The following is a 21,750-nucleotide window of genomic DNA, read 5'->3' on the forward strand; positions in this document are numbered from 1 at the left end:
GGATGGAGCGAAGCGACAGCCCATCGAGCGCGAGCGCCGGCGCGAAGCGTCGGCCGAGCGATCGATCAGCGCGCGGCGCGAGCGAAGTGAGCCAAAGGGAAGCGCGCGGCGCGAGCGCAGCGAGCCAAAGGAACGCGCGCGGCGCGAGCGAAGCGAGCTAAAGGGCAGCCAGCCGCTCCGCCTCGTCCGCCTCGATGCAGGACTGCAGGATGGGCTCGAGCGCGCCGTCCATGACCTGATCCAGGTTGTACGCCTTGTATCCGGTGCGGTGATCCGCGATGCGGTTCTCGGGGAAGTTGTACGTGCGGATCCGCTCGGAGCGATCCATTCCCCGGATCTGCGACTTCCGGGCGTCGGAGGCCGCGGCGTCGAGCTCCTCCTGCTGCCTGGCCAGGAGGCGCGCGCGCAGCACGCGCAGGGCGGCCTCGCGGTTCTGCAGCTGCGACTTCTCGTTCTGCATCGACACGACGATGCCGGTCGGCACGTGCGTGATGCGCACCGCCGAGTCGGTCGTGTTGACCGACTGGCCGCCGGGGCCGGACGAGCGGAAGACGTCGATCTTCAGATCGTTCTGGTCGATCTGGATCTCCTCGGGCTCGTCCACCTCGGGGAAGACCAGCACGCCGGTCGTCGACGTGTGGATGCGGCCCTGCGACTCGGTCGCGGGCACGCGCTGCACGCGGTGGACGCCGCCCTCGTACTTCAGGTGCGCCCACACTCCCTGTGCGGGGTCGGAGGACGATCCCTTGATCGCGACCTGCACGTCCTTGTAGCCGCCGAGGTCCGACTCGTTGCGGTCGAGCAGCTCGACCTTCCAGCCCTTGGATGCGGCGTACTGCGTGTACATGCGCAGCAGATCGGCGGCGAACAGTGCGCTCTCGGCGCCGCCCTCGCCGGCCTTGATCTCCATGATCACGTCGCGCGCGTCATCCGGATCCCGCGGGATCAGCAGGCGGCGCAGCTTCTCCTGCGCCTGCGCCAGCTTCTCCTCGAGCGCCGGGACCTCGGCGGCGAACGCCTCGTCCTCGCGCGCGAGCTCACGGGCCGCGGCGAGGTCATCCCCCGCCGCGGTCCACGCCTCGTGCGCCTGGACGATGCGGTTCAGCTCGGCGTAGCGCCGGTTGACGCGCCTCGCGCGCGCGGCATCGGCGTGCACGGCGGGGTCGGAGAGCTCCTCCTGCACCCGCCGGTGCTCGTCGATCAGCGCGTCGACGGACTCGAACATCCTGTCCCCGGGAGCGAGGATCAGCGGATGTCGTTCTCGTGGCCGGACGAACGACCACCCACCGACATCTGGGCGTTCTTCATCTGCACGAGGAACTCGACGTTCGAGGACGTCTCCTTGAGCTTGTCGAGCACCGTGCCGAGCGCCTGCTCGGGCGAGAGGCCCGCGAGGGCGCGACGCAGCTTCCAGGTGATCTTGACCTCGTCGCCCGAGAGCAGCATCTCCTCGCGGCGGGTGGACGACGCGTTGACGTCGACGGCCGGGAAGATGCGCTTGTCGGCGAGCTGACGCGACAGGCGCAGCTCCATGTTGCCGGTGCCCTTGAACTCCTCGAAGATGACCTCGTCCATCTTGGATCCGGTCTCGACGAGCGCGGTCGCGAGGATCGTGAGCGATCCGCCGTTCTCGATGTTGCGTGCGGCGCCGAAGAAGCGCTTCGGCGGGTACAGCGCCGACGCGTCCACGCCGCCCGACAGCACACGGCCCGAGGTCGGCGCCGACACGTTGTAAGCGCGGCCGAGGCGGGTGATCGAGTCGAGCAGCACGACGACGTCGCGGCCAAGCTCGACGAGGCGCTTCGCACGCTCGATCGCCAGCTCGGCGACCGTGGTGTGGTCCTCGGCGGGGCGGTCGAAGGTCGAGGCGATGACCTCGCCCTTCACCGTGCGCTGCATGTCGGTGACCTCTTCGGGACGCTCGTCCACGAGCACGACCATGAGGTGCGCCTCGGGGTTGTTCTGCGCGATCGCGTTGGCGATCTGCTGCAGGACGATCGTCTTGCCGGCCTTCGGGGGCGCGACGATGAGGCCGCGCTGGCCCTTGCCGATGGGAGCGACGAGGTCGATGATGCGCTGCGTCAGCTTCTCGGGGGCCGTCTCGAGGCGCAGGCGCTCCTGCGGGTAGAGCGGCGTGAGCTTCGAGAACTCGACGCGGTTCGCGGCGTCCTCGACGGACAGGCCGTTGACCGAGTCGACCTTGACGAGCGCGTTGTACTTCTGGCGGCCCTGCGACTCGTTCTCGCGGGGCTGCTTGATGGCGCCGACGACCGCGTCGCCCTTGCGCAGGTTGTACTTCTTCACCTGGCCGAGCGAGACGTACACGTCCTGCTGGCCGGGGAGGTAGCCCGTGGTGCGCACGAACGCGTAGTTGTCGAGCACGTCGAGGATGCCCGCGATCGGGATGAGGACGTCGTCCTCGTTGATCTCGGTGTCGAACTCGTCGGTCGTCTGGTTGCCGCGACGCTTGTTGCGGTTGCCGCGGGCGTTGCGGCCGCCCTGTGCGTCGTCGTCGGCGTCCTGCGCCTGGGGCTGAGCCTGTGCGGGTGCCTGCGCCTGGCTGTCGCCCTGCGCCTTGCCACCCTGAGCCTGGCCGCCCTGGCCGCCGTTCTCGGCGCGGTCGCCCTTGTTGCGGTTCCGGCTGCGGCTGCGGCTGCGGCTGCGGCGGCCGGTGCCCTCCTGGGAGCCGGCCTCCTGGCCCGCGGCATCCTGCGAGGCGGCATCCTGCGAAGCGGCGTCACCCTCCGTGGCGGCCTCGGCGGCCTCGCCCTCGGCGGGCGCCTCCGGCGTCTCGGACTCGGTGGCCTCGGCCTCGGCGGGCGCGGCGTCCTCGGCGGGCGCCTCGGTCGGCTCGGCCTCGGCCGGCGCCTCGGCGGCGGCCGGCTGCTCCTCGGCGGCGGGCTCCTCGACGGGGGCCTCGACCTTCGCGGCACGCGGGGTGCGCTTGCGGGGGGCGCGCTTGGGCTTCTCGGCGGGCGCCTCGGCCTGCTCGGCCGCGGCCTCCTCGGCCGGCGCTTCTTCCTCCGGCGCGTCCGCTGCCGGGGCCTCGGCGGCCGGGGTGTCGGTCGACTTCGCGCGGCGCGGGGCGCGCTTGCGCGGCGCCTTCGCCGGCGCCGCGGCCTGCGCCTCAGTGGTCTCGGTGACCGCCTCTGCGGCGGTCGTGTCGGTGGCCTCGTCGCCGCTCTGGGTGGCGGCGTCGGGCTGGATCTCGGAGATGGTCTCCACGAGTGCTCCTCCAGTGGAACGTGTCGGTTTCGCCCCCATGCACATGCGACCGCGTGTCAGAACGCGCGTCGGTCGCCCAGGCGCTCGAGAACAGAGTGCTCAGGTGAACAAGCTGCTGGGAGAGCTGGTCGGGGGACCTGTGCGGGGCTTCGCAGATTGCGAAATGGTGGTCAAGAATCGTGCCGATCGGCACCCACCGGGGTTTCCCTCACTGTATCACCTTTGAGGGAGGCGGCCTCGATGAACGAGCTCAGCGCGTGCGCGTCGTCGGCCATCTCGGTCACCCGCTGCGGCGCATCCAGCATCGCGCGCAGCTCCGGCGAGTACTCGAGTTCGAGGCCGAGCGCCTCGCGGATCGTCTCCGCGAACTTCTCCGGCTTCGCCGTCTCCAGCACGAGCATCGGCACGCCGGGCTCGACGTGCTCGCGCGCGACCTTCACGCCGTCCGCGGTGTGCGGATCGATCAGCTCGCCCGTGCCCGCGTGCACCGCGCGGATCGTCGCGATGCGGTCGGTGTGCGTGGAGGTGCCGCTGACGAGGCCGAACTCCTCCTCGAAGCGCGGCTGGTCGGCCGAGAAGTCGAAGCTCCCCTCGGTCGCGAGCCCTCGCCACGCGTCGACGACGCCCGCGGCGTCGCGGCCGACGAGCTCGAAGATGAAGCGCTCGAGGTTCGACGCCTTGGAGATGTCCATCGACGGGCTCGAGGTCGCCAGGGTCTCGGCGGCCGACCGCGGGCGGTAGACGCCGGTGCGGAAGAACTCGTCGAGGACGTTGTTCTCGTTCGTCGCCAGCACGAGACGCCGGATCGGCAGCCCCATCTGCTTCGCGTAGAAACCGGACAGGATGTTGCCGAAGTTACCCGACGGCACCGTGAACGACACCTCGGTCGCTCCCCCGGCATCCGTCTGACGCAGCCAGGCCCAGAAGTAGTAGACGACCTGCGCGGTGATGCGAGCGAGGTTGATGGAGTTGACGGCGCCGAGGTTCTGCGCGCGCTTGAACTCGAGATCGCCGGCGAGCTCCTTGACGAGGTTCTGGCAGTCGTCGAAGACCCCGTCGATCGCGATGTTGTGGATGTTCGCGTCGTCGAGCGAGAACATCTGCGCTCGCTGGAACGCGCTCATCCTGCCGCGCGGCGACAGCATGAACACCGAGATGCGCTCCTTGCCGCGCAGCGCGTGCTCGGCGGCCGATCCGGTGTCTCCCGAGGTCGCACCGAGCACGTTCAGCACGCGGCCCTCGCGCTCGAGGGCGTACTCGAGCACCTGGCCGAGGAACTGCATCGCCATGTCCTTGAACGCCAGCGTGGGCCCCTCGGACAGCCCGACGAGCGTCAGCCCGTCGCCGATCGGCCGCAGCGGCACGACCTCCGCGGGGAACGAGGAGTAGGCCGCGGCGGTCATCCGAGCGAGGTCCTCGCGCGGGATGTCGGTGGCGAACAGCCCCAGCACCTCGGTCGCGAGCTGCGGGTAGGTCAGGGCGCGCCAGCGCTCGAGCGTCTCGCCGTCGACCCGCGGCATGACCGCGGGAACGGCGAGCCCGCCGTCACGGGCGAGGCCCTCGAGCAGCGTCTCGCTGTACGACAGCGGCTCGCCGCCGCCTCGGGTGGAGATGTACTGCACGGCGCTCCTCGTCTCGGAACCGGTGGATGCGGGGCTCGTCGGATCAGGCGACGTCACGATCCGCCTCCAGTCTCACATCGGCGGCAGGTCGGACGGTGCCGCCCAGGAAGTCGACGGCGAGCATCAGCGCCTGCCAGGAGCCGTCGGACACCTCGGCCACCACGGCGGCGGCCTCGAGCCGGCGACCGGGGCCGTCGGCGAGCACCAGCACGGTCGGTCCGGCGCCCGAGACGACGGCGGGGAAGCCGCGCTCGCGCAGGGCGCTCACGAGCGCGAACGTCTCGGGCATCGCCTGGGCGCGCCGCTCCTGGTGGAGCTTGTCCTCGGTCGCCGACAGCAGCAGATCGGGGCTCTGTGTGAGGGCGGCGATCAGCAGCGCCGAACGCGACACGTTGAACACGGCGTCCTCGCGGGACACCTCGGCCTCGAGCACGCTGCGTGCGGCGGAGGTCGACATCGTGCGATCCGGCACGAACACGACCGGCGCGACGCCGCGGTGGACGAGCAGCTTCTTGTGCCGGGGCGCGCCGTTCTCGGTCCACGCGATCGTCAGGCCGCCGAACAGGGCTGGGGCGACGTTGTCGGGGTGGCCCTCGACCTCGGTCGCGAGCCGCAGCAGCGCCGTGTCGTCGAGGTCGACGTCGCCCTCCAGCAGCCCCTTGGCCGCGAGCACTCCCGCCGCGACGGCGGCGCCCGACGAGCCCATCCCCTTGCCGTGCGGGATGCCGTTGCGGGCGACGATCCGGAGGCCGGGAGCGGTGCGTCCGACGGCGTCGAAGCAGTGCCGGATGGTGCGGACGATCAGGTGCGAGTCGTCGCGCGGGATGTCGTCGGCGCCGGTGCCCGTGACCTCGATCTCGAGCTCGCCGGGGGCCAGCGCCGTGACGTCGAGCTCGTCGTAGACGCTGAGGGCGAGGCCGAGCGTGTCGAAGCCCGGGCCGAGGTTGGCGCTCGTCGCGGGGACCCGGACGTGGACCGATCGTCCCGCGGCGGCCACGCTCACTCGCCTTCCACGCGCAGCACCGAGACCACGCGCTCGACGACGTCGCTCTCGGCAAGGCGCGCCACGGTGTCGCTCAGCGCCTGCTCGCGGGCGCGGTGGGTGCCGATCACGATGTGGGCGCGGCCCTCGGCGTCGCTGGACGGGGTCTGCTCGACCGTGGCGACCGAGACGCCGGCCTCGCTCACGATGCCGGAGATCTGCGCCAGCACGCCCGGCTCGTCGGCCACCTCGAGGGTCACCTGGTAGCGCGTCATGATGCGGCCGATGGGCGCCGTGGGAAGGCTCTGGCGCGGCGACTCCCCCACGCCGACGCCGCCCGCGATGTGCCGGCGCGCGGCCGAGACCACGTCGCCCATGATCGCCGACGCGGTCTGGATGCCGCCGGCGCCCGCACCGTAGAACATCAGGTCGCCCGCGGCCGCGGCCTCGACGAACACGGCGTTGTTGCCGCCGTGCACGCTCGCCAGCGGGTGCTCGCGGCTGATCAGCGCCGGGTACACCCGCACCGAGATCGACTCGCCGTCCTCGCCCTCGAGCCGCTCGCACACGGCGAGCAGCTTGATCGTGAAGCCCGCGCGGCGCGCCCCGTCGATCATGTCGGCGGTGATGTTCTCGATCCCCTCGCGGTGCACGTCGTCGAGTGAGACGTGTGTGTGGAACGCGAGGCTCGCGAGGATGGCGGCCTTCTGCGCGGCGTCGTAGCCCTCGAGGTCGAGCGTGGGGTCCGCCTCGAGATAGCCGAGGTCCGTGGCGATGCGCTGCGCCTCCTCGGCCGACAGGCCCTCGCGATCCATCTTGTCCAGGATGAAGTTGGTGCTGCCGTTGACGATGCCGAAGATCCGCTGGATCCGGTCGCCCGCGAGCGAGTCCTTCAGCGGGCGGATGATCGGGATCGCCCCCGCGACGGCCGCCTCGTACGAGACGGACGCGCCGAGCTGGTCGGCCGCGTCGAAGATCTCGGCGCCGTGGGTCGCGAGCAGCGCCTTGTTGCCGGTGACGACATCCGCCCCCGAGTTCAGCGCCGCGAGGATGTGCGTGCGCGCCGGCTCGATGCCGCCCATCAGCTCGATGACGATGTCGGCGCCCACGATCAGGCTCTCGGCATCGGTCGTCAGCAGCTCGCGCGGCAGGTCGACATCCCGCGCCGCATCGACGTCGCGCACCGCGATGCCGGCGAGCTCGAGATCGGCGCCGGCGCGCTCGGAGAGCTCGGACGCCTGCGTGAGCAGCAGGTTCGCGACCTGCGATCCGACGGATCCGGCTCCCAGCAGCGCGACACGGAGTCGGCGGTGATCGATCATGCTTCTCCCTCATCGGCGCCGAGCGGCGCCCGATCGATACCGGCATCGCGCGCGAGCAGATCCTCGATCCGCTCTCCCCGCACGATGATCCGGGCTCGTCCCTGCGTGACCGCCACGACGGGCGGACGCGGCACGTGGTTGTAGTTGCTCGCGAGCGGCGCGCAGTACGCGCCGGTCGCCGGCACCGCGAGCAGGTCGCCCGGCGTGACGTCGGCGGGCAGGTACTCGTGGTCGACGACGATGTCGCCCGACTCGCAGTGGAGCCCGACGACGCGGCTCAGTGCGGGCTCGCCCGTCCCCTCGCGCGACGCGAGGCGCGCGGAGTACTGCGCGCCGTAGAGCGCGGGGCGGGCGTTGTCGCTCATGCCGCCGTCGACGCTCACGTAGCGCCGCTCGGCCGGCGCGTCCGCGTCTCCCGGCGCGGAACCCGTGTCCAGCGACACCGTCTTGACCGTGCCGACCTCGTAGAGCGTGACGCCGGCCGTGCCGACGATCGAGCGCCCGGGCTCGAACGCCAGCACCGGCAGGTCGATGCCGCGCACGGCGCACTCGTCGGCGACCGCGTCGACGATCCCGGCGGCCAGCTCCTCGAGCGGCGTCGGGGTGTCGGCGCGCGTGTAGGCGATGCCGAACCCGCCGCCGAGGTTCAGGATCGGCTCGGGCACGTCGAGCCAGCCGCGCTCGCTGAGCAGCGCGTGGAGCTCGAGCACGCGCGACGCCGACTCGCGGAAGCCGGCCGTGCCGAAGATCTGCGACCCGATGTGGCAGTGAAGGCCCGCGAGGTCGACGAGGGGAAGCTCGTGGATGCGCTCGGCCGCCCGCTCGGCGGCCTTGAGCGTGAAGCCGAACTTCTGGTCCTCGTGCGCCGTGGCGAGGAAGCTGTGCGTCTCGGCGTGCACGCCGCTGTTGACCCGGATGAGCACCGACTGCCGGCGATCCAGGCGCTCGGTGATCACCGCGAGCCGCTCGATCTCGATCTCGGAGTCGACGATGATCGTCCCGACGCCGACCTCGACGGCCCGCTCGAGCTCGAACACGCGCTTGTTGTTCCCGTGGAAGCCGATGCGCGCCGGCGGCACGTCGGCCGCGAGCGCGACGGCGAGCTCGCCGGCCGAGCAGACGTCGACGTTCAGGCCGGCGTCGATCATCCAGCGCGCGACCTCGGTGCTCAGGAACGCCTTGCCGGCGTAGTACACGCGGGCCCGTCCGCCGTGGCGTGCCGCGGCGTCACCGAACGCGGCGAGGGCGCCGCGGGCGCGGGCGCGCACCTCGTCCTCGTCGAGCACGAGCACGGGCGTGCCGAACGTGCGCGTGAGCTCGGGGGCGGGGATCCCCGCCAGCACCAGCGCTCCCTCGTCGTCGCGCTGCGCGGAGGCGGGCCACACTCCGGGGGCGAGGTCGTTCGGGTCGTCCGGCACGGTGAGCCAGGCGGGCGCGAGGGTGGGCGTCACCTCACCGCGCGGGGCAGTTGCATCGTCGAGCACGGATCACCTTCGGGATGGGGTTTTCCGCTGCGCGGAATGCTCACGCGCCGCGGGTGACCCCGAGTCTAGGGCACCCGCGGGAGGCCTCCCGAACCGCCGTGACGCGGCGTGACGGCTCGCGCGAGGGGCCCGTTCGAGGAGACCTGGCGGATTGAGGAGCATCGGCGATCCGGATGTCCTCAGTTGCGGCGATCACCTCGGATCCGGTTGGCAGATTGCCCGGATGCGCGGCCCGTCCGCGACGCTGCCCCGCGAGTCCGAAGCGATCTGCGGTCCCGGAGACCGATCAGGATCCATCCGGCTTCGGATCCGCAGATCGGATCCGCAGACCTCCTTGCGTTCGCCGCGCGTGACGCTCAGAGCGGCAGGACGAACCGGCGCTCGCCGCCCACGCGACGGAAGCCGGCGCGCTTCAGGATGGGAGCCGACGTCGTGATCCGCCCCTTCACGAGGGCGAGCTCGGCGCCCGCCTGCGCCGCGCGGCGCAGCCGCTCGTCGAGCACCGCCCGGTAGAGACCCCGGCCGCGCTGGGACTCCACCGTCGCCGCGCCCCACAGCCGCGCCACGAGGCCAAGCCCGCGCGGGCCCGGCGCGAGCGTCACCCCGCCCGTTGCGGCGGGGACGCCATCGAGGGAGGCGAGGACCCGGAACCCCGTGCCCTCGTCCAGGATGCGGCGCAGCTCGGCGAACTCGGCGCCGAGGCGCTCGCCCAGGGGCGCGTCGCCCCAGACCGCGGCGTTGATGTCGCCGACGGCCGCGAGCTGCTCGCGCGCGTCCACCCCCTCGGCCTGGACGCCGGGCGCCTGCGGCAGCTCGGGGCGTCCCGCCAGCGGCAGCCCGAGGATGTCCAGCACGTCGTCGACCACCGCGCCGCGCGCCTCGAGCTCGGCGGCGAGGTCGGGGGCGTCGTCGTCGCGGACCGCCCACTGCAGGGTCTCGGCCTCCCACCCGCGCGCGACCGACGACGCCTCGTCGATCAGCTCGGCGGCCGGCCGGTCGGAGCGGGTGCGCTCCACGGCGACGCGCCGGGCGAGCCAGGCCGGACGGCGCAGGATCGTCACGTCCCCGTCGACGACCTCGGTGCCATCCGGAAGCCAGAGCCATTCGGCCGCCGCCGCGAGCACGTCGTCATCGGTCCACGCGGAGCTCGTCTGCATACCGCGATGCTAGCCAGCGCGCGGGGCTCAGTCGCAGGTGCCCGGCTGCTGCAGCGCGGGATCGCTCAGCGTGCCCTCGGCGATGTCGGCATCCGCCTCGAGATGATCGCCGACCACGGCGACGGCGGTGATCTCGAAGCCCGCCGGGAGCCGATCGGCGATGCACACGCTCGTCGGCTCGGGAGTGACGCCGATCACGGCGGCGAGCTGGTCGAGCCCGAGGTCGAGCTCGCCGAGCCGCGCCCGGGCCGGCGTCAGCGTCAGCGCGCCCTCGGCGGCCCCCGGGGTGACCGCGAGCTCCACGGGAAGCGGCGTGCCGAGCACCTCGAACTCGTTCGACAGCACGACGTCGGGCTCGGCGAGCGCGACCGCCGCGCCGCTCAGCGCGGGCGGCAGCTCGGACTGAGCGAGCAGCTGCTCGACGGCGGCGTCGTCGAGGCGCAGGTGCGCCGCGCCCGCTCCCCCGGCGGCGCCGTCGCGCACCGGCACGCCCGTGAGCTCGACGTCCGCGTCCACGGTGAGCCCGGCCAGCGGCACGTCCTCGCTCGACAGGTGCACCTCGTCGAGGCGCCCCGCGACCAGCTGCGCCAGCACGATCCCGCCGAGGCCGACCTCGACCGGATGGTCGGCGGGAAGCCCGAGCGCCGCCACGGCGCGCTCGCGCACCTGGTCGCGGACGATCCCGCGCGCGGCGAACTCCCCCGCCACGGCGGCGAGGACGACGAGGATCAGGATGACGACGAGCGCGATCAGGCCGCGCCCGCGGCGCCGCCGAGGCGGGGTGTCGATCGTCGTGGTCGCCACCATCACATGCGCTCTGGCGCGCTCACCCCGAGCAGGTCGAGGCCGTTGCGCAGCACCTGGCCGGTGGCGTCGTTCAGCCACAGGCGGGTGCGGTGAACGGGCTCGACGGGCGCATCGCCCAGCGGCGTCACGCGGCAGTTGTCGTACCAGCGGTGATACAGGCCCGCGAGCTCCTCGAGGTAGCGCGCGACGCGGTGCGGCTCGCGCACCTCGGCGGCGAACGCCACGATGCGCGGGAACTCCTGCAGCGCACCGAGCAGCGCCGCCTCGGTCTCGTGCGTGAGCAGCTCGGGAGCGAACTCGGAGCGGTCGACGCCCGAATCGGCGGCGTTGCGCCCCACGTTGTGCGTGCGGGCGTGCGCGTACTGCACGTAGAACACCGGGTTGTCGTTTGTGCGCTTGCGCAGCAGCTCGGGGTCGAGGTCGAGCGGCGAGTCGGCCGGCGAGCGCTCGAGCGAGTAGCGCAGCGCATCCGTGCCGATCCACTCGATGATGTCGTCCATCTCGATGATGTTCCCCGCGCGCTTCGACAGGCGGGCGCCGTTGATCGAGACCATCTGGCCGATCAGCACCTCGATGTTCTTCTGCGGATCCTCGCCCGCCGCGCCGGCGAGGGCCTTCAGGCGGTGGACGTAGCCGTGGTGGTCGGCGCCCAGCAGGTAGATCTTGTCGGCCCAGCCGCGGTCGCTCTTGCTGAGGTAGTACGCGGCATCCGCGGCGAAGTACGTGTACTCGCCGTTCGAACGGCGGATGACGCGGTCCTTGTCGTCCCCGAAGTCGGTCGTGCGCACCCAGACCGCGCCCTCTTCGTCGAACACGTGGCCCTGCGCGCGGAGGCGGTCGACGGCCTGGTCGATCAGGCTCGGACCCCCGTCGGGGCCCGGGGCGTGCAGCGTGCGCTCGGAGAACCACTCGTCGAACGTCACGTTGAACGCCGCGAGCGAGGCCTTGATCTCGGCGAGCTGCAGCGGGTAGGCGACGTCGCGGGCGACCTCGACCTGCTCGTCGCGCGACAGCGAGAGGAGGTCGGGACGCTCGGCCAGCACCTTGCGGCCGAGCTCGTCGATGTACTCGCCCGAGTAGCCGCCCTCCGGCTTCTCCTCACCGTGGATCGACGCGACGATCGAGGCGCCGAAGCGCTCCATCTGGGCGCCGGCGTCGTTGATGTAGTACTCGCGGGCGACGGTGGCGCCGCTGAACGCGAGCAGGCGCGCGATCGCGTCCCCGAGGGCCGCCCAGCGCGTGTGCGCGATGTGAAGCGGGCCCGTGGGGTTCGCGCTGACGAACTCGACGTTGATCGTGTTGCCCGCCTGCGACTCGTTGCGGCCGTACTGGTCGCCCGCGTCGACGATGGTCTTCGCCAGCGCGCCGGCCGCCCCCGCCTCGAGGCGGATGTTGATGAAGCCGGGGCCCGCGACCTCGACGCTCGCGACGCCCTCGGCGATGGTCAGGCCGTCGGCGATCTCCTGCGCGAGCTCGCGCGGGTTCGTCCCGAGCGGCTTCGCGAGCTTCATCGCGAGGTTCGTCGCCCAGTCGCCGTGGTCGCGGTTGCGGGGGCGCTCGAGGGTCACGTCCGCTGCCGTCAGCTGCAGCGCCTCGTCGGGACGTCGGCGGGCCGCGATCGGCGTGACGACGGCGAGCAGGGCGGAGGCGAGGGCATCGGGAGTCATAGCCCGTCAATCCTACGGCTCGCGCATGGGGCGAACCCGCGAGCCCGCGACCGCCGCTGGGCGGGATGCCGTGCGCCCTGCGGCATCGCCCGTTCAGCCGGATCGCTTACCCTACTTCGCATGGCGTCCGTGACACGTCCCAGTCGCGCCGCCGTCGCCCTGCTCGTGACGGCGGTGGTCGCCGTCCTCGCAGCCGTGGCCGCCGGCGCCCTTCGTCCGTGGGCGGCTCCCGTCGCCGAGGTGCAGCAGGCGTCGGCCGAGCAGTCCGTCATCACGCCGGCCACGATCCGGCTTCCGGAGCAGCCGCGGGTCCTCGTCTTCGGCGACTCCTGGACGTACGGATCGGCGGCGACGCCCATCCACCGCGGCTACGCGTACGTGCTGGCGGAGCTGCTGGGCGGCACGACCGTCGTCGACGGCGGGCGCGGCAGCGGGTATCTGCGTCCCGGCATCGACCGGCCCGACTTCGCGACCCGCATCGCGGCACTCGATCCCTCGGCCGCCTACGACCTCATCGTCATCCAGGGCTCGATCAACGACCGTCACTCGCCGGCGCAGGGCTACGGCGCCGCGGTGAACGCCGCATGGGACGAGCTCGTGCGGATCTACCCCGACACGCCCGTCGTGGTGCTGGGGCCGGCACCGCAGGTGCTGCCGGTCGAGCCGGCCACCGCGCGCATCGACCGTGACCTCGCCTCGCTCGCGGCCGACCGGCAGTGGTGGTACATCTCTCCCATCCGGGATCAGTGGATCACGCCCGAGAACTACGCGACGGTGATCGACACGAGCGAGCTCGGCCGCGACCACCCCTCCGTCGCGGGCCACGCCTATCTGGCGCAGCGGCTCGCGGAGGCCCTGCACGAGATCACGGATCCCGTCACGAGCGTCGAGGCATCCGACGGCGAGGCGGCCGAGCCGGTCGCTCCCGCCCTCCCCTGACGGGCACGGCGGGCGCAGCCGGATCCGGCTGATAACCTTGACCGGTACGCGCCCGTAGCTCAGTGGATAGAGCATTGGCTTCCGGTGCCAAGGGTCGGGGGTTCGAATCCCTTCGGGCGCACACACAGACGGGCCGTCCCCTCGGGACGGCCCGTCTCGCATCCCGGGAGCGACGTGTCCGGGCCGGACACGGAAGAAGGGCCGCACCTGATCGGTGCGGCCCTTCTCGGTTTCAGCGGTCCGAGGCCCGATGCCCTTCTCCCGTCCCAAGGTGGGGCAGGCGCTCAGCCGCCGTCGCCGTTGCCCGGCGTCCCCACGCCGGATCTCCCATTCCCGTTCCCATTCCCATGGGTCTTGTCGCCCGATCCGGCGTGCGCGGGGACGTTTCCCTGCGACGATCCGTTCGGGCCTTGGTCCTGTGCCGCGCCCTGCGGGGCGACGGGCTGCTTCTTGTCGGCCGGCTGCGGCGCCGGGCCTTCGACGGCCGCGCCGTCCTCGGCGACCGTGGTCACAGTGGCCGGCTCGACGGGCGCGGGGTCGGTCGTCTCGGCCGTGACGTCGGCGTCCGCCGTCCGGTCGGGTGTCTCCAGCTGGCGCACGTGCGTCGTGGAGGGCTCGAGCATCGCGGTGACACCCCAGTGTCCGAGGCCGATCACTGCCACGCCGGCGCCCGCGAGGGCGAGGCGTCCGAGCATCGTGCGGCGCGCGTGGCGCCGGCGGCGGTCTCGTGTCCGGAAGGCCGCGCCCTCGATGGGCACGGGGCGCGTCGGCACATCCTCGACCTGCGCGACCGCGGTGGGCACGGGCTCGGCGACGGGCGCTGCGGCTGTGGGCGCTGCGGCGACCGGCACCGCGGCCTGGGCGGTCGCGTCCGCCTCGACCACCGCCGCGTCGGCGGACGTCAGCGCCCGAGCCCGCTCGGCGACCTCGGAGGCCGTCGGTCGCCCGGCGGGATCCGTCGCGGTCATCGCGGTGAGCAGCGACCGCCAGCCGTACCCGAAGCCGGCGGGCACCTCGGGCGGCGTGTGAAGGCGCGCGATCGCCGCCTCGATCGGTGTGGTCTGCGGGAAGGCACGGCGGCCCGTGAGGGCCTCGATCAGCACGAGTCCCAGCGCGTAGATGTCGGAGGCGGGCGACGGCTGCGCGCCGCGCGCCTGCTCGGGCGAGAAATACGCGGCGGTGCCCACGGCCATGCCGGGGGTCGTCATGCGCGCGGCGTCGACCAGGTAGGCGATGCCGAAGTCGGCGAGCATCGCCTGGAAGGGACGTCCGTGCGCCGAGCGGAGCAGCACGTTCGGCGGCTTGATGTCGCGGTGGATGACGCCGGCGGCGTGGACGGCGTCGAGCCCCTCGGCGAGGTCGACTGCGATGTGAGCCACGTGGTGCGGCGCCATGGGCCCTCGGGCGATCGTGTCGGCGAGCGTGCCGCCGTCGACGTACTCGAGCACGAGGTAGCCGGATCCGTCGGGGAGCGTGTCGGCGTCGTAGAGCGTCACGAGAGAGGGGTGGCTGAGCGAGGCGAGAAGTCGCGTCTCCGAGTCGCGCCGCGCGCGATCCACCTGATCCGTCGCCGCGGCGGGGAACAGCTTGATCGCGACGGTGCGGCCGAGGAACTCGTCGGAGGCGCGGTAGACCCGTCCCATTCCGCCTTGTCCGACGAGCTCCTCGAGCCTGTAGCGACCCCCCAGAAGATCACCACCTGCGCCATGACCAGCGGGCACATCCATGGCGGGGATCGCCCCCGACCCCGCCTCGCAGATGTTCGCTGATGTCATGTCTCAAGGATGCCCTGCCCCACGATTTCGCCCGAAAGGCTTGACACCTCGGGATCGGTCGTGCATGCGCGATCCGGGGTGCGCGACGGTCCCGGGAGATCAGCGGCCGACGGCGTAGCCCTGCGCGCCGCGGGGGTTCGCGGCGGCGCCGAGCTGGCCCGATGCCGGGTCGCGGGTCACGGCGGACAGGCGCCCGAGCGCCCAGTCGCCGGCGCGCGTGACGACGTGGCCACGAGACTCGAGCCCCGCGATCACCTCGGCGCCGAGGCGGTCCTCGACCACCGCGCCCCCGGGAGTCCAGGTGCGCGGCCAGAACGAGCCGTGCATCGACGTCGTGTGCAGCGCGGGCGCATCGATCGCCTGCTGCGGCGTGTACCCGCCGACGAGCACCCGCAGCAGCATCAGCAGCTGCCACTGGTCCTGCTGATCTCCGCCGGGCGATCCCAGCGCCATGACGGGGGCGCCGTCGCGCAGCACGAGCGTGGGCGTCAGGGTGGTGCGCGGACGCCTTCCCGGCTGCAGGCGCGACGGCGAGGGCTCGTCGAGCCAGGACATCTGCAGCCGCGTGCCCAGGCAGAAGCCGAGCTCCGGGATCTCGGGCGATGACTGCAGCCAGCCGCCAGACGGCGTCGCCGAGACGATGTTGCCCCAGCGATCGACGACGTCGAGGTGGCACGTGTCGCCACGCGTGACGCCGCGGGCGTCGGTCTCGAGGCCGTCCACCTTCACGGTCGGCTCCCCCACGCCGCCGACGCCCGGTTCGTAGGTCTCGCGCAGCAGAGGAAGGTGCGGTTCCGGCCGTCCCGGCGCCGTTCCCGGACGCACCTCGTGGGAGGCGGCGTCGCCGATCAGCGCCCGGCGCTCCGCCGCGTACTCCTCCGAGAGCAGATGCGCGAGCAGCTCGGGGTCGATGTCCTCGCCGTACCAGGCGTCGCGATCCGCGAGCGCGAGCTTCAGCGCCTCGAGGACCGTGTGCGCGCCGAGTTCGGTGGACGGGTCGAGCCGGGCGTCATCGAAGCCGTCGAGGATCCGCAGCGCCTGCAGCAGCACCGGCCCCTGGCCCCACGGTCCGGTCTTCGCGATCGTGTGGCCGCGGAACTCGATCGAGACCGCCGGCTCGTACGACGCCTCGAACGCGGCGACATCCTGTACCGTGATCACGCCGGCGTGGTCGGCGCCGTCCGAGTGCCGGTGCGGGATGTGCGCGAAGTCCTCCGCCGCGCGGCCGAGGCGCTCCCGCCACAGCGCCCGCGCGGCGTCGATCCCCGCCTCGCGGGCGAGATCCGCCGCGGCCGATGCAAGCTCGCGCAGCAGCCCGCCGTAGGTGCGGGAGAAGACGATCTCGCCCGGCTGCGGGATCCGGCCCTCCGGCATCCAGCGATCCGCCGACGTCGTCCAGTGCTCGCGGAACAGCTGCTCGACCGTGCCGATCGTCGTGCACACGTTGCGCAGGACGGGATGCCCGCCGAGGGCGTAGTCGATCGCGTACTCGAGGACGTCGCCGAGGGCCCAGGTGCCGTGGTCGCGCAGCAGCAGGAGCCAGGCGTCCACCGCCCCGGGCACGGCCGCGGCGAGCGCCCCGGCGCCGGGAACGAGGTCGAGGCCCTCGGCACGGAAGTGCGCGATCGTCGCCGCCGCGGGCGCCGGCCCCTGGCCCATCAGCACCACGGGGGTCGGGTCGTCGGCGGTCGCGAACACCGCCGTCATGTCGCCGCCCGGCCCGTTCAGGTGGGGCTCGACCACGTGCAGCACAAACGCCGCCGCCACGGCCGCATCGAACGCGTTGCCGCCCCGCTCGAGCACCGCCTGGGCGCTCGAGCTCGCCAGCCAGTGGGTCGAGGCGGCCATGCCGAAGCGACCCGAGAGATCCGGGCGGGTGAGGTGCGGGGGTGCGGGCGTGAAGCTCATCCCCTCAGTCAACCAGGGACGCGTCGCCCCGGATCAGACCAGGAACAGCCCGTCGAGCAGGCCGGGATTGTGTCCGTGCACGAGCACGGCGAACACAACCGCGTCGAACAGCAGATGCACCGTCACCACATACGCGAGCGACCGCGTGCGCAGGAAGATGAGGCCCTGCAGCAGCGCGAACGGGATCGTCAGCAGGGGCCCCCACTCCCGGTAGCCGAGCTCCCACAGGAACGAGACGAACACGATCGCCTGCAGCGGATTCGCCGCCGCGTCGGGAAGGTGCCGCCGCAGCAGCGCGAACACCGTGCAGATGAAGAACAGCTCGTCCCAGATCCCGACGGCGCCGACGCCGACGAACAGCCGTGCGATGAGATCCGGGGTGTCGACGACGGGCCAGTTCAGGTACACGCCGCTGGAGATGAAGTAGAACGGCAGGATGAGCCAGCCGAGCGCGAGCACGGCGACGAGCCAGCCCCACTGAAGCCGCCCCCAGCGGCCGCCGCCGCGCCACGGGAACCTGATCGCGTGATCGCGGTACACAAAGCGCGAGATCACGTACGGCACCGCGACGGCCCCGCCGAGCACCAGACCGAAGCGCAGGATCGAGAGGTTGTCGAGCTTCGCCTCGAGCGACATGGAGCTGACGATCAGCAGCCCGGCGGCGATGAGCGACAGGTCGCGCGTGAGGCCGATCTCGCGCCGGATGCCCTCCGGATCCCGACGATCGGCGACGACCGCCCCCGCAAGTCCGGCGAGGAGCAGGATGGCCCCGAGCCACCAGACCCGCAGGACGTAGAACGCCGGCGCCGACAGGCACACAAGCAGCGCGCCGGCGAGGACGAGCGGATCGACGCGCGTCGCGCCGGTGGCGTGCGTGCGGGCCATGTCAGACCCGGGCCACGCGACGGTAGGCGAGGTCGCGGATCTCGCGCCCCTTGTTCAGCCCCTTGCGTTCGAACGCCGTCATAACGCGGCCGTCGAAGCGCGGCGCCCAGTCGCCGTCGAAGGCGCGCTCGAATTCGGGCTCGGCGTCGAGCACCTCGCGCATCTGCAGCGCGTAGTCCTCCCAGTCGGTCGCGAGGCGCAGCACGCCGCCGTCGCGCAGGGCCCGGCCGGCGATCGCGCCGAACCCCTCCTTGACCAGGCGGCGCTTGTTGTGGCGGCTCTTGTGCCACGGGTCGGGGAAGAACACCCAGACCTCGTCCGCGGACGCCTCGGGCAGCAGGGTCTCGAGCACCTCGGGCGCGTTCGCCTCCACGAGGCGCAGGTTCCTCGCCCCGGCGCGGTCGGCGTCGAGCATCGTGCGCGCGAGGCCCGCCCGGAACACCTCGACCGCCAGGAAGTCCCGCTCGGGGTGCGCCGTCGCGGCCGCGACGATCGCGTGTCCCTGGCCGGATCCGATCTCCACCGTCAGAGGGGCCTCGCGGCGGTACACGTCGGCGGGCACGAGGCGCGCGTCCGCGTGGACCGACGTCGAGGCGACATCCCGCGGCACGTCGAAGAGGTAGAAGGGGGCGAGCTCGCTCCACGCGCGCTCCTGGGCCTCCGACATCCGGCCGCTCCGCCGCACGAACGACACGGGCTTCGTGCGGAACGTCGGCGCGGGCTCGGGAAGGTCTTCGGGCATCCCCCAAGCGTAGGCGGCGCGGCTCCGGCACGCCCGCCGGGGCCCTGCCGGGTCGCGCTGCGCTCATCCTGTCCCGCGTTCAGGGGACGCGGGGCGGATGTCCTCTCGTGCGCCCGACACGCGCGCATCCGTCCCGCTCCCCCTGACGGCGGCACCGACCCCGCGCCCGGTGGTCGGTGGCGCCGCCCAGTCGCCGGGTGCTTCGTGAGGCTCAGGTGCCCCACCCGCCCCGTGGATCCGACGACCGAGCGGCCGATCCGACGACTGGGTGCCGTCAGGGCGTCGTGACGAAGTCGATCAGCTCCTCGACGCGGCCGAGCAGCGTCGGCTCGATGTCGCGGAAGGTCGTGACCTTCGACAGGATGTGCTGCCACGCGCGGGCGGTGTCGGCCTGCTCGGCGTGCGGCCAGCCGAGGCGGCGGCAGACGCCCTTCTTCCAGTCCTCGCCCTTCGGCACCTCCGGCCAGGCCCTGATGCCGACCGAGGCCGGCTTGACGCACTGCCAGACGTCGATGAACGGATGCCCGACGATCCGCATGTGCGCGCCGTGCGGTCCCTGCTCGAGCGTGCGGGCGATCCGCTGCTCCTTGGATCCGGGCACGAGGTGATCGACGAGCACGCCGTAGCGGCGGCCGGGGCCGGGCGGCTCGTCGCGCAGCAGGTCGGGAAGCTTGTCGACGCCCTCGAGGAACTCCACCGCGACGCCCTCGACCCGCAGGTCGGCGCCCCACACCTTCTCGACGAGCTCGGCGTCGTGCTTTCCCTCGACGAGGATGCGGTGCGGCAGCGCGACGCGCGCCCGCTGGTCGTCGACGACGAAGGATCCGGATGCCGTGCGACGGCGGCCCTGCGGCTGCGCCTGCGGCACGACGAGCTCGACCGGCTCGCCGTCGATGAGGAAGCCGCGCCCCATCGGGAAGATGCGGCGGCGGCCCTTGAAGTCCTCGAGCTCGACGGTGCCTGCCTCGCGCCGGGTGATCGCGCCGCAGAAGCCGTCGACCGCGACCTCGACGACGAGGTCGATCTCGGCCGGGACCTTCGGCACCTGCTTCGCGCCGCGGGTCTGCCAGCCCTTCGCCAGCACGTCGGTTCCGTATCGGTCGTCCATCCGTCCCAGCCTACGGAGCCGTCGGCGCCACGCCCTGAGCGACGGGCGCGCCGCCTCGCTTCCGCGCAGCGCGAACAGCGCCGCGCCGAACTCCCCTTCTGCACATGCCGCCAGGTGCATAGGATCGTGACCGACGGCCGATCCGATCCCGAGGCTCGGCCTGGAGGGGGTTGCGCGATGCGAGCGCGGGGAACGATGGCGTTGCGCGGGTTCGCCGTGCTGGGGCTCGTGTCGGCGTCGATGCTCGGAGCGCTGCCCGCCTCCGCCGAGGAGCCGGTGGAGCTCGGCTCGGGCTACGTATTCGACGGATCCGACGTCCTCAGCGACGCCGAGGAGGCCGCGGCACAGCAGCGGCTCGAGCAGCTCTCGGCCGACACCGGGCTCGACCTGTGGGTCGTGTACGTCGACACCTTCGAGAACCCCACCGACACGGTGGCGTGGGCGAACGAGACCGCGGTCCTGAATCAGCTCGGCGAGGACCAGTACCTCCTTGCCATCTCGACCGAGGGGCGCGCGCTGTTCATCTCGGCACCGGAGGGCGGCCCCGTCTCGGATGCCCGCCTCGGCCAGATCGAGACGAGCGTCGGTGAGGCGATCGGCACCGACGACTGGGCGGCGGCAGTGGACGCCGCGGCCGAGGGCTTCAGCGACGGCGGAGCAGGCGGCTCGGCACTCCCCTGGGTCATCGGCGGCGCGGTCGGCGTCGCCGCAATCGGCGGCACCGCCTGGGCGCTGACCCGGCGCCGCAAGGGCGAGACCGCCGCACGGGGCAGCGGGCCCGTGATCGCCCCCGAGCTGACGACCGAGGAGATCGCGCGACGCGCGGCGTCGGCACTGGTCGCCACGGACGACGCGGTGCGCGCGAGCGAGCAGGAGCTCGGCTTCGCCGTCGCGCAGTTCGGGACGGAGGCGACGGGCGAGTTCGAGAAGGCGCTGCAGGACGCGAAGACGAACCTCGCGCAGGCGTTCGAGCTCAAGCAGCGCCTCGATGACCACGAGAAGGACTCCGAGCAGGATGTGCGCGCGTGGAACGCCGAGATCATCCGGCTCTGCGAGGCGGCGGCGACGACGCTGGATCAGAAGCAGGCGGCGTTCACCGAGCTGCGCCGCATCGAACAGGACGCTCCGGCGGCCCTCGGCGAGGCGCAGCGCCGACGGGCGGCGGCCGACGGCACGGCGGCGCGTGCGGCGACCGCGCTCGCCGACCTGCAGGGACGCTACTCGCCGGACGCCCTGGCGACCGTCGCCGACAACCCCGCGCAGATCGAGGCGCGACTCGCGTTCGCGGACGAGCAGATCGCCCAGGCCGAGCAGCTCGTGGGTGCCGGAGACGGCGGTGAGGCGGCGGTCGCGATCCGCGCGGCCGAGCAGGCGATCGCGCAGTCGGCGGCGCTCGAGAAGGCCGTGACCGACCTCGGCGCGACGCTCGGGGCCGCCGAGCAGCAGGCGGCGGCGCTCATCGCCGACCTGCAGCAGGACCTCGCACGGGCGCGCACGCTGCCGGCGACCGGGGACGTCACCGCGGCGATCGCCGCGACCGAGCAGGCCGTCGCGCGCGCCTCGGAGAACCTCTCGGGGTCGTCGCGCAGCCCGCAGGGGCTCCTCGCCGCCCTGCAGCAGGCGAACGAGCAGATCGACGGCGTCGTCGGCAACGCGCAGCGCGCCCAGCAGATGCTGGGGCAGACCCTGCTGCAGGCGCGCAGCCAGGTCACCGGGGCCGAGGAGTTCATCGCCTCCCGGCGAGGCGCGGTCGGCGCCGAGGCCCGCACGCGGCTCGCGGAGGCCGGCGCCGAGCTTGCACGCGCGGAGGCCCTGCAGACGGGGGATCCCGCGCAGGCCCTGCAGCGGGCGCAGCGCGCGCTGCAGCTCGCGTCCGAGGCGAGCCGCCTCGCGCAGGCCGACGTGCAGTCGGCCGACTGGGGCGGCGGACTCGGCGGCGGCCTGGGCGGAGGGATGCTCGGCGGCGGAATGCTCGGCGGCGGACGCAGCGGTGGCGGAATGGTCGACGGGCTCGTCGGCGGCCTCATCGGCGGCCTGATCAGCGGCGGCATGGGCGGTGGCTCCTCGCGCTCCGGATCCAGCGGCTGGGGCGGCGGGCTCGGCGGCGGACTCGGCGGAGGCCTCGGC

16 protein-coding genes and 1 tRNA gene are annotated in these 21,750 nt (G+C 72.8%); 3 read left to right on the forward strand and 14 right to left on the reverse strand.

The window, feature by feature from the left end; genetic code table 11:
* Positions 1-157: 157 nt before the first annotated feature.
* From prfA to argS, 9 genes are all read right to left on the reverse strand, one after another.
* Positions 158-1,225 carry a peptide chain release factor 1 gene (gene prfA / locus IR155_RS10635; RefSeq protein ID WP_135114810.1) on the reverse strand — a complete coding sequence of 356 codons (1,068 nt, stop codon included), beginning with the start codon at positions 1,223-1,225 and terminating at the stop codon, positions 158-160.
* A 20-nt stretch (positions 1,226-1,245) separates the two neighbouring features.
* Positions 1,246-3,225 (reverse strand): transcription termination factor Rho, encoded by a 1,980-nt coding sequence (gene rho, locus IR155_RS10640; protein ID WP_233441177.1) that lies wholly within the window; start codon positions 3,223-3,225, stop codon positions 1,246-1,248.
* 170 nt (positions 3,226-3,395) lie between these two features.
* Positions 3,396-4,847: a threonine synthase gene (gene thrC, locus IR155_RS10645; protein ID WP_135114812.1), complete on the reverse strand. Its 1,452-nt coding sequence runs from the start codon at positions 4,845-4,847 to the stop codon at positions 3,396-3,398.
* Between the two features lie 43 nt (positions 4,848-4,890).
* Positions 4,891-5,844 (reverse strand): homoserine kinase, encoded by a 954-nt coding sequence (thrB, locus tag IR155_RS10650; protein WP_135114813.1) that lies wholly within the window; start codon positions 5,842-5,844, stop codon positions 4,891-4,893.
* 2 nt (positions 5,845-5,846) lie between these two features.
* On the reverse strand, positions 5,847-7,151 hold the full coding sequence (locus IR155_RS10655) for a homoserine dehydrogenase (protein WP_135114814.1): 1,305 nt from the start codon (positions 7,149-7,151) through the stop codon (positions 5,847-5,849).
* Positions 7,148-8,635, reverse strand: a complete 1,488-nt coding sequence (gene lysA / locus IR155_RS10660; RefSeq protein WP_233441178.1) for a diaminopimelate decarboxylase — start codon at positions 8,633-8,635, stop codon at positions 7,148-7,150. The genes IR155_RS10655 and lysA overlap by 4 nt, the downstream gene beginning before the upstream one ends.
* A gap of 356 nt (positions 8,636-8,991) precedes the next feature.
* Positions 8,992-9,792: a hypothetical protein gene (locus IR155_RS10665; protein WP_135114815.1), complete on the reverse strand. Its 801-nt coding sequence runs from the start codon at positions 9,790-9,792 to the stop codon at positions 8,992-8,994.
* Positions 9,793-9,819: 27 nt separating this feature from the next.
* The gene (locus IR155_RS10670) at positions 9,820-10,596 is read right to left on the reverse strand and encodes an LmeA family phospholipid-binding protein (protein ID WP_135114816.1); all 777 of its coding nucleotides are present in this window, start codon (positions 10,594-10,596) and stop codon (positions 9,820-9,822) included.
* Between the two features lie 2 nt (positions 10,597-10,598).
* A complete protein-coding gene (argS, locus tag IR155_RS10675) occupies positions 10,599-12,266 on the reverse strand; it encodes an arginine--tRNA ligase (protein ID WP_135114817.1) in 1,668 nt (555 codons plus the stop codon).
* A 120-nt stretch (positions 12,267-12,386) separates the two neighbouring features.
* On the opposite strand from argS, the gene IR155_RS10680 reads away from it, so the two are divergent.
* Positions 12,387-13,205, forward strand: a complete 819-nt coding sequence (locus IR155_RS10680; RefSeq protein WP_135114818.1) for an SGNH/GDSL hydrolase family protein — start codon at positions 12,387-12,389, stop codon at positions 13,203-13,205.
* 48 nt (positions 13,206-13,253) lie between these two features.
* Positions 13,254-13,326: transfer RNA gene (locus IR155_RS10685), tRNA-Arg, on the forward strand.
* A gap of 163 nt (positions 13,327-13,489) precedes the next feature.
* On the opposite strand, the gene IR155_RS10690 is transcribed toward IR155_RS10685, so the two are convergent.
* The 5 genes from IR155_RS10690 to IR155_RS10710 all read right to left on the reverse strand — a co-directional run bounded on the left by IR155_RS10690 (position 13,490) and on the right by IR155_RS10710 (position 19,623).
* Positions 13,490-14,932, reverse strand: a complete 1,443-nt coding sequence (locus IR155_RS10690; protein ID WP_228067039.1) for a serine/threonine-protein kinase — start codon at positions 14,930-14,932, stop codon at positions 13,490-13,492.
* 147 nt (positions 14,933-15,079) lie between these two features.
* Complete coding sequence (locus tag IR155_RS10695; RefSeq protein ID WP_135114820.1) at positions 15,080-16,888, reverse strand: gamma-glutamyltransferase family protein; 1,809 nt, start codon at positions 16,886-16,888, stop codon at positions 15,080-15,082.
* Between the two features lie 33 nt (positions 16,889-16,921).
* A complete protein-coding gene (locus IR155_RS10700; RefSeq protein ID WP_135114821.1) occupies positions 16,922-17,773 on the reverse strand; it encodes a CPBP family intramembrane glutamic endopeptidase in 852 nt (283 codons plus the stop codon).
* A 1-nt stretch (position 17,774) separates the two neighbouring features.
* Entirely contained in the window at positions 17,775-18,515 is a 741-nt protein-coding gene (gene trmB, locus IR155_RS10705) for a tRNA (guanosine(46)-N7)-methyltransferase TrmB (protein WP_135114822.1), read from the reverse strand.
* A 274-nt stretch (positions 18,516-18,789) separates the two neighbouring features.
* Positions 18,790-19,623: a DUF3097 domain-containing protein gene (locus IR155_RS10710; RefSeq protein ID WP_135114823.1), complete on the reverse strand. Its 834-nt coding sequence runs from the start codon at positions 19,621-19,623 to the stop codon at positions 18,790-18,792.
* A 177-nt stretch (positions 19,624-19,800) separates the two neighbouring features.
* On the opposite strand from IR155_RS10710, the gene IR155_RS10715 reads away from it, so the two are divergent.
* The coding region (locus tag IR155_RS10715; RefSeq protein ID WP_135114824.1) for a TPM domain-containing protein at positions 19,801-21,750 on the forward strand (1,950 nt) is incomplete at its 3' end.

It is taken from the genome of Microbacterium paludicola, from assembly GCF_015235415.1.
Lineage (GTDB): Bacteria > Actinomycetota > Actinomycetes > Actinomycetales > Microbacteriaceae > Microbacterium > Microbacterium paludicola.

Excerpts from the sequence above, each read along its gene's own strand:
- trmB (WP_135114822.1), bottom strand. The coding sequence starts at position 18,515 with ATGCCCGAAGACCTTCCCGAGCCCGCGCCGACGTTCCGCACGAAGCCC.
- IR155_RS10710 (WP_135114823.1), bottom strand. The coding sequence starts at position 19,623 with ATGGACGACCGATACGGAACCGACGTGCTGGCGAAGGGCTGGCAGACC.
- IR155_RS10700 (WP_135114821.1), bottom strand. The coding sequence starts at position 17,773 with ATGGCCCGCACGCACGCCACCGGCGCGACGCGCGTCGATCCGCTCGTC.
- IR155_RS10695 (WP_135114820.1), bottom strand. The coding sequence starts at position 16,888 with ATGAGCTTCACGCCCGCACCCCCGCACCTCACCCGCCCGGATCTCTCG.
- IR155_RS10665 (WP_135114815.1), bottom strand. The coding sequence starts at position 9,792 with ATGCAGACGAGCTCCGCGTGGACCGATGACGACGTGCTCGCGGCGGCG.
- IR155_RS10690 (WP_228067039.1), bottom strand. The coding sequence starts at position 14,932 with ATGGATGTGCCCGCTGGTCATGGCGCAGGTGGTGATCTTCTGGGGGGT.
- IR155_RS10680 (WP_135114818.1), top strand. The coding sequence starts at position 12,387 with ATGGCGTCCGTGACACGTCCCAGTCGCGCCGCCGTCGCCCTGCTCGTG.
- argS (WP_135114817.1), bottom strand. The coding sequence starts at position 12,266 with ATGACTCCCGATGCCCTCGCCTCCGCCCTGCTCGCCGTCGTCACGCCG.
- prfA (WP_135114810.1), bottom strand. The coding sequence starts at position 1,225 with ATGTTCGAGTCCGTCGACGCGCTGATCGACGAGCACCGGCGGGTGCAG.
- IR155_RS10655 (WP_135114814.1), bottom strand. The coding sequence starts at position 7,151 with ATGATCGATCACCGCCGACTCCGTGTCGCGCTGCTGGGAGCCGGATCC.